Here is a 10,606-nt window from a genome sequence, read left to right as displayed (position 1 = left end):
GATGACGGTCAGTATTTTGAGTGAGCGACTCCTGAGAAATCAGGATGGCAGCAATGCCAACAAACAGAGATTGAACTGAAGAGTTTGATCCTGGCTCAGATTGAACGCTGGCGGCATGCTTTACACATGCAAGTCGAACGGCAGCACGGGCTTCGGCCTGGTGGCGAGTGGCGAACGGGTGAGTAATATATCGGAACGTACCCAAGAGTGGGGGATAACGTAGCGAAAGTTACGCTAATACCGCATACGATCTAAGGATGAAAGYGGGGGATCGCAAGACCTCRTGCTCCTGGAGCGGCCGATATCTGATTAGCTAGTTGGTGRGGTAAAGGCTCACCAAGGCGACGATCAGTAGCTGGTCTGAGAGGACGACCAGCCACACTGGAACTGAGACACGGTCCAGACTCCTACGGGAGGCAGCAGTGGGGAATTTTGGACAATGGGCGCAAGCCTGATCCAGCAATGCCGCGTGAGTGAAGAAGGCCTTCGGGTTGTAAAGCTCTTTTGTCAGGGAAGAAACGGTAATAAGCACCGGCTAACTACGTGCCAGCAGCCGCGGTAATACGTAGGGTGCAAGCGTTAATCGGAATTACTGGGCGTAAAGCGTGCGCAGGCGGTTTTGTAAGTCTGTCGTGAAAGCCCCGGGCTCAACCTGGGAATTGCGATGGAGACTGCAAGGCTTGAATCTGGCAGAGGGGGGTAGAATTCCACGTGTAGCAGTGAAATGCGTAGAGATGTGGAGGAACACCGATGGCGAAGGCAGCCCCCTGGGTCAAGATTGACGCTCATGCACGAAAGCGTGGGGAGCAAACAGGATTAGATACCCTGGTAGTCCACGCCCTAAACGATGTCTACTAGTTGTCGGGTTTTAATTAACTTGGTAACGCAGCTAACGCGTGAAGTAGACCGCCTGGGGAGTACGGTCGCAAGATTAAAACTCAAAGGAATTGACGGGGACCCGCACAAGCGGTGGATGATGTGGATTAATTCGATGCAACGCGAAAAACCTTACCTACCCTTGACATGTCAGGAAGGCCGAAGAGATTTGGCTGTGCCCGAAAGGGAACCTGAACACAGGTGCTGCATGGCTGTCGTCAGCTCGTGTCGTGAGATGTTGGGTTAAGTCCCGCAACGAGCGCAACCCTTGTCATTAGTTGCTACGCAAGAGCACTCTAATGAGACTGCCGGTGACAAACCGGAGGAAGGTGGGGATGACGTCAAGTCCTCATGGCCCTTATGGGTAGGGCTTCACACGTCATACAATGGTACATACAGAGGGCCGCCAACCCGCGAGGGGGAGCTAATCCCAGAAAGTGTATCGTAGTCCGGATCGTAGTCTGCAACTCGACTACGTGAAGTTGGAATCGCTAGTAATCGCGGATCAGCATGCCGCGGTGAATACGTTCCCGGGTCTTGTACACACCGCCCGTCACACCATGGGAGCGGGTTTTACCAGAAGTAGGTAGCTTAACCGYAAGGGGGGCGCTTACCACGGTAGGATTCGTGACTGGGGTGAAGTCGTAACAAGGTAGCCGTATCGGAAGGTGCGGCTGGATCACCTCCTTTCTAGAGTAGCACTGGAGTCAGCCTTAAAACTGAACTCATCATCAAGCGTCCGCACTTATCGACTGTTGAACAAGAAGAACACAGTTTCGGGGCTGTAGCTCAGCTGGTTAGAGCACCGTGTTGATAACGCGGGGGTCGTTGGTTCGAGTCCAACCAGCCCTACCAGGAGAGCACCTGCTTTGCAAGCAGGGGGTCGTCGGTTCGATCCCGTCATCCTCCACCATTCATTGGTACCGAAAGCTGAAAGTGCAAACGTAAGCAAGTCAATTGACGAGCTGCTTAGGTTTGGTCTTTTAGAGATYRCTGTTGTTCTGTTCTTTAACAATCTGGAAGAAGTAAAGTTTTTTTAAGCGTGTAGCTAGTCAGCAATGACGAAACTGCACACTTAGGGTAGTAGTAAGAATCAACAAACATGCAACAAGCTGTACTCTTATTCTTATAAACGCTTCCTGRTTAGTCGYCAGGAGCTAACGTTATAGGGACAAGCGAATAAGTGCACATGGTGGATGCCTTGGCGATTACAGGCGATGAAGGACGTAGTAGCTTGCGATAAGCTGCGCTGCGGGGAGTGAGCAAACACACTTTGATCCGCAGATTTCCGAATGGGGAAACCCGGCCTTTTAGGTCATTGCATGCTGAATACATAGGCATGCAAAGCGAACGCGGCGAACTGAAACATCTAAGTAGCTGCAGGAAAAGAAATCAACCGAGATTCCCAAAGTAGTGGCGAGCGAAATGGGAAGAGCCTGTACGTGATAGTCGGACTGATAGTGGAATGCTCTGGAAATGGCAGCCATAGCGGGTGATAGCCCCGTACACGAAATCAGACCGGTGGTACTAAGCGTACGACAAGTAGGGCGGGACACGAGAAATCCTGTCTGAACATGGGGGGACCATCCTCCAAGGCTAAATACTCGTAATCGACCGATAGTGAACCAGTACCGTGAGGGAAAGGCGAAAAGAACCCCGGGAGGGGAGTGAAATAGATCCTGAAACCGTGTGCATACAAACAGTCGGAGCGGACTTGTTCCGTGACGGCGTACCTTTTGTATAATGGGTCAGCGACTTACATTCAGTGGCGAGGTTAACCGAATAGGGGAGCCGTAGAGAAATCGAGTCCGAACAGGGCGACAGTCGCTGGGTGTAGACCCGAAACCAAGTGATCTACCCATGGCCAGGATGAAGGTGCGGTAACACGCCCTGGAGGTCCGAACCCACTAATGTTGAAAAATTAGGGGATGAGCTGTGGGTAGGGGTGAAAGGCTAAACAAACTTGGAAATAGCTGGTTCTCTCCGAAAACTATTTAGGTAGTGCCTCAAGTATCACCATCGGGGGTAGAGCACTGTTATGGCTAGGGGGTCATTGCGACTTACCAAACCATTGCAAACTCCGAATACCGATGAGTGCGAGCTTGGGAGACAGACGTCGGGTGCTAACGTCCGGCGTCAAGAGGGAAACAACCCAGACCGCCAGCTAAGGTCCCAAAGATTGGCTAAGTGGAAAACGAAGTGGGAAGGCTAAAACAGTCAGGATGTTGGCTTAGAAGCAGCCACCATTTAAAGAAAGCGTAATAGCTCACTGATCGAGTCGTCCTGCGCGGAAGATGTAACGGGGCTAAGCCAGTCACCGAAGCTGCGGATATGCACCTAGTGCATATGGTAGGAGAGCGTTCTGTAAGCCTGCGAAGGTGTCTTGTGAAGGATGCTGGAGGTATCAGAAGTGCGAATGCTGACATGAGTAGCGATAATGCGGGTGAAAAGCCCGCACGCCGTAAGCCCAAGGTTTCCTGTTCAACGTTCATCGGAGCAGGGTGAGTCGGCCCCTAAGGCGAGGCAGAGATGCGTAGCTGATGGGAAGCAGGTTAATATTCCTGCACCGTCGTATGATGCGATGGGGGGACGGATCGCGGAAGGTTGTCTGACTGTTGGAATAGTCAGTTTCTGCTTCATAGAAGGCACTTAGGCAAATCCGGGTGCGTAATTCAAGGGAGTGGGACGAGCGGCYTTRTGCTGCGAAGCAATCGGAAGTGGTTCCAAGAAAAGCCTCTAAGCTTCAGTCATACGAGACCGTACCGCAAACCGACACAGGTGGGCGAGATGAGTATTCTAAGGCGCTTGAGAGAACTCGGGAGAAGGAACTCGGCAAATTGGTACCGTAACTTCGGGAAAAGGTACGCCTCGGTAGTTTGACCAGTTTTACTCTGGAAGGACGAAAAGGTTGCAATAAACTGGTGGCTGCGACTGTTTAATAAAAACACAGCACTCTGCAAACACGAAAGTGGACGTATAGGGTGTGACGCCTGCCCGGTGCTGGAAGATTAAATGATGGGGTGCAAGCTCTTGATTGAAGTCCCAGTAAACGGCGGCCGTAACTATAACGGTCCTAAGGTAGCGAAATTCCTTGTCGGGTAAGTTCCGACCTGCACGAATGGCGTAACGATGGCCACACTGTCTCCTCCCGAGACTCAGCGAAGTTGAAATGTTTGTGATGATGCAATCTACCCGCGGCTAGACGGAAAGACCCCATGAACCTTTACTGTAGCTTTGCATTGGACTTTGAACCAATCTGTGTAGGATAGGTGGGAGGCTTTGAAGCGGGGACGCCAGTTCTCGTGGAGCCATCCTTGAAATACCACCCTGGTTTGTTTGAGGTTCTAACCTTGGTCCGTTATCCGGATCGGGGACAGTGCATGGTAGGCAGTTTGACTGGGGCGGTCTCCTCCTAAAGTGTAACGGAGGAGTTCGAAGGTACGCTAGGTACGGTCGGACATCGTGCTAATAGTGCAATGGCATAAGCGTGCTTAACTGCGAGACCGACAAGTCGAGCAGGTACGAAAGTAGGACATAGTGATCCGGTGGTTCTGTATGGAAGGGCCATCGCTCAACGGATAAAAGGTACTCTGGGGATAACAGGCTGATTCCTCCCAAGAGTTCATATCGACGGGGGAGTTTGGCACCTCGATGTCGGCTCATCACATCCTGGGGCTGTAGCCGGTCCCAAGGGTATGGCTGTTCGCCATTTAAAGTGGTACGTGAGCTGGGTTTAAAACGTCGTGAGACAGTTTGGTCCCTATCTGCCGTGGGCGTTGGAAATTTGAAGGGGGCTGCTCCTAGTACGAGAGGACCGGAGTGGACGAACCTCTGGTGTACCGGTTGTCACGCCAGTGGCATTGCCGGGTAGCTAAGTTCGGAAGAGATAACCGCTGAAAGCATCTAAGCGGGAAACTTGCCTTGAGATGAGATTTCCCGGAGCCTTGAGCTCCTTGAAGGGTCGTTCGAGACCAGGACGTTGATAGGCTGGGTGTGGAAGTGCAGTAATGCATTAAGCTAACCAGTACTAATTGCCCGTACGGCTTGTCCCTATAACCTTAGCAGGTTATAAAAATRMGAWTRCAGTGCTGTTTGTTGACTCRAGCACTACCCCAACTTTACTTCCTCCAGATTCTGAGCACGTTGCCCAATAGGGAACGCCGCTCGTACAAGTCATGCCTGATGACCATAGCAAGTCGGTCCCACCCCTTCCCATCCCGAACAGGACCGTGAAACGACTTTGCGCCGATGATAGTGCTGCAACCAGTGTGAAAGTAGCACCCCTTCCCATCCCGAACAGGACCGTGAAACGACTTTGCGCCGATGATAGTGCTGCAACCAGTGTGAAAGTAGGTTATCGTCAGGCTAGTTATAAGRGAAAAACCCCGCTCGGTGACCCGAGTGGGGTTTTTTGCTTTCTACGCGCGCCAATCAAGTAAAGCCCTTGCAGTGGCTACAAAAAAGCCCGCCAGCATGACTGACGGGCTTTTGTCATCTCTGCCGTCGCCATGACGACGGCAGTGCGGCGATCAGGCGGCGAATCTCAACAAATGAAATCCTGTTTAAACGCCCCAGAGGATGTCGCACTTGTTGTCGCGCGCGGCACGCAGCATTTCCAGCATCGGATAAGCGCGGGTCGAGAAGCTGACCATCTGCACCTGCTCGTGATCCGGATCGTCGTCGTCCTCGCCCCGGTGCGCCTTGATGTCCTGCTCGACCAGTTCGGTCGGCGGATGCTTGCGGCTTTCCTCGATCTCGTGCTCGAGCAGCGTAACCGCTTTCTCGGCTTCGGCCGACGTAATGACGCCGATCTCCGGCTCCTTGTTGAGCAGGTCGAGAATCCGCTTCGCGTGATCCTGGTACATCATCACGTCGGGATATGCCTTGCTTTTGAATGTAATTAACATGATGCGATCCCGTATGTTTTCGTCGTAACTAAACGATAACACGAGTGCCGGGTGCGGTCATCCCGCACGCATCCTAGCGGACACGCCGGCGCAGCAGCCAGGCCAGCGGCGCTGCGCCCAGGGCGATCGCCGCAGCCGCACCGAGGGCGCCGGCCAATGCCGTGCTCATTGGCGCAGGGGCAAAGAGCCGCGGCAGCAGCAGGGACAAGCCGCCCCAGGCCAGCAAGGTGCACACTTCGAACAGCTGGGTGACGACCGCGCGCTTGCCGCGGTTCTTGAATTCTCCACGCGGCGTCGGCCGTCCCGTCCACATATTGACCAGCGCAGCGCTGAGCACGGCCCCGCTGACCGTTGCCGCCGCCAGCACACCGCCCAGCGGCGCCCGTAGCGTCAGCCACACCAGCGGAGCGAGCACGAGCCCGAACACGGGCAGGAAAGCCGCCGCCAGCTTTGCCAGACGCACCTTCGCCGCATTGACCGGCGCCGTCAGCAGCAGGTCGGGCGCGTCTTCCCCATGCACGATGATCCAGGCGAGCGAGGCGCTGAGCGAGCCAGCCAGCATCGTCAGGCCCGTGGCAACGGCCCAGGTCTGCACCTCGTTCTTGCGAAACATGATCAGGCACAGCGGCAACAGGTAAAGCAGCTGCAGCATGACCTGGGAGATCAGATGCGGATCGCGCCAGACCAGGCGCCACTCCTTGACGATCACGATGGTGGCGAGACTGCGGTGGAAGCGGTAGCGCACCGGTGCCGCATTGCCGCGTGCGCGCGCGCTGCCTGCGGCCTGCTGCAAGCCACGAACAAAGAAACCGTCGGTCGTGCGGATGGTCAGCAGCACCGCGAGCAGGCCCAGCCCCACGATGATGGCGATCGCGCCGGGGTCGCCCAGCATCGCGCGTGCCGGCAGCAGCAGCGGGCTGCCGGGATCGAGGGCCTGCGCCGCCGCCATGACATGCGCCATCGCCGACGTGGCCTGCCCATCCTCCTGCGACATGAAGTTACCCACTTGCGATAGCAGGAACAGCAGCGCGCCCGCCAGCGCACCGACTACCTGCGCCACCACGCGCGTACGGCGCGCACCGAGCACCCGCACCATACCGAGAGTCGACAGCATCGCCAGCGACGCGGCCAGGGCCGCCATCGCGCATACCACCGGATAGACGGACAGCCAGCCGAGCTGCCCCAGCAGCAGGCCGATATGGGCGAAGGGCGCCAGGAAGAACAGGTACAAGGCGGCGACGCCGAAGACCATGCCGGCCAGCTTGACCGTCATGATGCTGCGCGAGGATAAAGGCGAGGACATGAGCAAGTCCATGTCACCGCGGTCGAATAGCGTCTCGACGCTCGCCTTGAGACCACTCGAGAGCATGAACAGGAAGGTCGCCAGCAGGATCCCGGTGGCCGGGATGACCAAGGCTTGCATGGGAATGCCGGCCGCCTCGGGCATGGCGTTCAAGAGCGCGAACACGCCGGCGTGCAACGCACCCCAGACGAGCAGGGCGCCGCCCACCAGACGCCAGTTCGCGCCACGCCGCGTCCCTTCCTTCGCGCCGAAGCTGGTGTACCAGAACATCCGCACTTCATGGCGGAGCAGCCAGAGCGAGCTGCCGGGGCGCGGCTTCACATGTTTTCCTTCACGTCGCTTCCGTCAGGCGCAGGAACATGTCTTCCAGCGTGGCGCCGGGCGTAGCGACACGCAATTCGTCCAGCGTCCCCTCTGCGATCAGGCGTCCATGCTGGATGATGCCGATGCGCTGCGCGAGCCGTTCGGCCACTTCCAGGATATGGGTCGTCAGGATCACCGTACCGCCCTTGGCGACATGCGACAGCAGCAAATCCTTGACCTGGCGCGCGGCGCCGGCGTCGAGCCCGGTCAGCGGCTCGTCGAGGATCAGCAGTTCCGGCGCGTGGATCAGGGCGCCGGCCAGCGCCAGCTTCTGCTTCATGCCGCGCGAAAAACCTTCGGTCAATTCGTGGGCGTGTTTTTCCAAGTCCAGCCAGGCCAGCAACTCGCGCGCGCGCGGCTCGGAGGTGCGGGCGTCGATGCCCCACAGGCCAGCGACGAATTCCAGGTATTCGGTGGGTTTCAGCTTCCCATACAGCATCGGGTCGTCCGGCAAGTACGCCATCTTGCGTTTGGCGCCCGCAGGGTCGAGGGCCAGATCGATGCCGAGCACCTCGATGCGTCCTGCATCAGGCGCGAGCAGGCCGGCGACCATGCGCAGGGTCGTCGTCTTGCCGGCGCCATTCGGGCCCAGCAGGGCATAGAACTCGCCGCGCGCAACGTTCAGGTTCAGGTTATCGACGGCCGGACGGCCGAAACTTTTGCCGAGTCCGCTCAGGGCGAGGGCCGGCGAGGGAATGGAAAAATTCGTCATCACAGCAGGGAAAACGAAGAAATGAACTGGTCGCTATGCTCGGCCTTTACCTCGTTCGCCTTGCCCATTACGATGACCTGATAAAAGCGTGTGCCGCGCGCCTCGAAATGGCCGCGCAGCTTCATCGGCTGGCCCCTGGCAGTGCCGAGCGCGTCGATATCGACGGCGGCGTTCGCGCCCGCTGCGGCCGTGCTCTCCCGCTCGACCTCGGCGCCGATGTTGCGCACCAGCGCGGTCTTCATCGCGTCCACCGCGGCCCGCGCCCCTGCCGCGTCCGGCGCCACGCCGGTGCCGACGGCAAACATCACGCCTTCGACTTCGGCGGCCGTCATCGTCATCTGCACCTGCATCCCGTTCAGGTCGACGCTGCGCGTATGCGTGGCGGGCTTGGCCGGGAACATGATGCGGTAGGGCGCATCCGGGCTGCTGTAGTCGCGCCAGTTATAGGTGGGATTGCAGCCGGCCAGGAACAGCGCCGCGGCCAGCGTCAAGGCGAGGAATGGTCGTGTTTGCATGCTCCGATGGTAGCAGGGCGCCGAGCCCCGCGCCAGCGCGGCCGCGGGCGCTTCAGCGCTCCTGCAGGCCGCGCCGGTACTGGACGGCTTCGGCCATGTGCTGTCCCCCGATCGTCGGCGACCCTGCCAGGTCGGCGATCGTACGCGCTACCTTCAATACCCGATGATAGGCACGTCCCGACCAGTGCATTAAGATCATCGCCGAACGCAGCGTACGCTCGCCCAGCGGATCGAGCGCACAATGGCATTCGATTTCGTGGGTGCTCAGGCGCTGGTTCGGCTTGCCCTGGCGCTTCAGCTGGACGGCATGCGCACGGGCGACGCGTTCGGCGATGCCGGCCGTGCTTTCGCCATCGGCGCGCTCGGCCATCGCGTCCGGCGTCATCGCCTTGACTTCGATCTGCATGTCGATGCGGTCGAGCAGGGGGCCCGAGATCCGATCGCGGTAGCGCAGCGCCGTCTCGTTCGTGCAATGGCATTTGCCTGAAGGGTGGCCCTGCCAGCCGCACGGGCAGGGATTCATCGCGGCGATCAGCTGGAAGCGCGCGGGAAAGTCGGCCTGCTGCGCCGCGCGCGAAATCGTGATGCGGCCCGACTCGAGGGGCTGGCGCAGCACCTCGAGCACCTTGCGGTCGAATTCCGGCAGCTCGTCGAGGAAGAGCACGCCGCAATGCGCCAGCGAGACTTCGCCCGGACGCGGCACGCCGCCGCCGCCCACCAGGGCCACGCCCGAGCTCGTATGGTGTGGACTGCGGAACGGCCGCACGCGCCAGCGCTCGGCCGAAAAACTGCCGTTCAGCGATTGCACGGCGGCTGCCTCCAGCGCCTCTTCGTCCGTCATCGGCGGCAGCAGGCCGGGAAAACGCGAGGCCAGCATGCTTTTGCCGGCGCCGGGCGGCCCCATCAGCAGCAGCGAATGGTTGCCCGCCGCGGCGATCTCGAGCGCGCGCTTGGCATGCTGCTGGCCCTTCACGTCGCTGAAGTCCGGATAGCACACCGGCTGCCCCGTCCGCTCGTTGCGGTAGCGTTCCAGCCGCGCGCTGCCGTCCGTTGCGGCGAAGTGGGCGCATACCTGCAGCAAGGTATCGGCAGGATAAATGGCCGCATCGAGCACCAGCGCGGCCTCGTCGGCATTGGCTCTCGGCAGGATGAAGGCGCGGCGCTTGTCGGCACTGGCGCGCCCGATGGCGAAGGTCATGGCGAGCGCACCGCGAACCGGACGCAGTTGTCCGGATAGCGACAGCTCGCCCGCGAACTCGTAGCGGTCGAGTTCCTTGGAGGGGATCTGGCCGGAGGCCGCCAGGATACCGAGCGCGATCGGCAGATCGAAGCGGCCCGATTCCTTCGGCAGGTCGGCGGGCGCCAGGTTGACGGTGATGCGCCGCGACGGCATCTCGAAGCCGACATTCTGCAAGGCGGCGCGCACCCGATCTTTTGCCTCGCGCACCTCGGCGTCGGGCAGGCCGACGATCGTCAGACCCGGCAAACCGTTGGCGAGATGGACTTCGACGCTGACGGCGGGCGCTTCCATGCCGGCGAGGGCGCGGCTACGTAGGACGGCGAGACTCATGGAACCTTGGATGAAAGTTGGACTTGCCAGATGGTGCGCCGTCGTCGCGACCGGTTGTTGAGCGCTGCCAATCGTGCGCGGGCCTCGCCGAATGCAATCCAAACGCCATAAATACGTTTCTTATCCAATAGAGATATCCGTGATTTTTGGTGAGTAATCGCCTATAAAACTCCGCGCGCATTTTCTTTTATGTCGTCTTATTGCAAATGCCAAAAGCATTTTTTATCGCTACCTGCGAATCGCCGCCAATTTGATATTGACTTCCGGAAAACCGGGCGTCATTGTTGTCAAACCAATGGGGACGAACACCCATACGGATTGGCGTAAGCCGTTTCTTTATACATATATTAGGGATATAAA

General features: G+C 58.5%; 5 protein-coding genes, 1 tRNA gene and 2 rRNA genes. 3 read left to right on the top strand and 5 right to left on the bottom strand.

The genetic code is table 11. The features are described from left to right. Positions 1 to 72 precede the first annotated feature (72 nt). The 3 genes from ASF77_RS11175 (at position 73) to ASF77_RS11165 (ending at position 4,928) form a co-directional block, all read left to right on the top strand. Positions 73 to 1,566 (top strand): 16S ribosomal RNA (locus tag ASF77_RS11175). Positions 1,567 to 1,654: 88 nt separating this feature from the next. Further along, positions 1,655 to 1,731 (top strand) — tRNA-Ile (locus ASF77_RS11170). Positions 1,732 to 2,045: 314 nt separating this feature from the next. Next, positions 2,046 to 4,928: ribosomal RNA gene (locus ASF77_RS11165) — 23S ribosomal RNA — on the top strand. Together the 16S and 23S rRNA genes with 1 tRNA gene alongside form the textbook arrangement of a ribosomal RNA operon. A gap of 510 nt (positions 4,929 to 5,438) precedes the next feature. Here ASF77_RS11165 and ASF77_RS11160 read toward each other — a convergent pair. The 5 genes from ASF77_RS11160 to ASF77_RS11140 form a co-directional block, all read right to left on the bottom strand. Beyond that, a complete protein-coding gene (locus ASF77_RS11160) occupies positions 5,439 to 5,783 on the bottom strand; it encodes a DUF1840 domain-containing protein (protein ID WP_056338996.1) in 345 nt (114 codons plus the stop codon). A 73-nt stretch (positions 5,784 to 5,856) separates the two neighbouring features. Next, positions 5,857 to 7,407 (bottom strand): hypothetical protein, encoded by a 1,551-nt coding sequence (locus tag ASF77_RS11155; RefSeq protein WP_056338994.1) that lies wholly within the window; start codon positions 7,405 to 7,407, stop codon positions 5,857 to 5,859. Positions 7,408 to 7,417: 10 nt separating this feature from the next. Beyond that, positions 7,418 to 8,161: an ABC transporter ATP-binding protein gene (locus ASF77_RS11150; RefSeq protein ID WP_056338992.1), complete on the bottom strand. Its 744-nt coding sequence runs from the start codon at positions 8,159 to 8,161 to the stop codon at positions 7,418 to 7,420. Then, a complete protein-coding gene (locus tag ASF77_RS11145; protein ID WP_056338991.1) occupies positions 8,161 to 8,676 on the bottom strand; it encodes a hypothetical protein in 516 nt (171 codons plus the stop codon). Before ASF77_RS11145 ends, ASF77_RS11150 begins: the two co-directional genes overlap by 1 nt. A 52-nt stretch (positions 8,677 to 8,728) precedes the next feature. After that, positions 8,729 to 10,246 carry a YifB family Mg chelatase-like AAA ATPase gene (locus ASF77_RS11140; RefSeq protein WP_056338989.1) on the bottom strand — a complete coding sequence of 506 codons (1,518 nt, stop codon included), beginning with the start codon at positions 10,244 to 10,246 and terminating at the stop codon, positions 8,729 to 8,731. Between the last annotated feature and the right edge of the window lie 360 nt (positions 10,247 to 10,606).

It is taken from the genome of Massilia sp. Leaf139, from assembly GCF_001424165.1.
In the GTDB taxonomy this organism is placed as follows: domain Bacteria; phylum Pseudomonadota; class Gammaproteobacteria; order Burkholderiales; family Burkholderiaceae_D; genus Telluria.
Note: the sequence above shows the minus strand (reverse complement) of the source record. Positions and strands in the feature narration are given on the sequence as shown.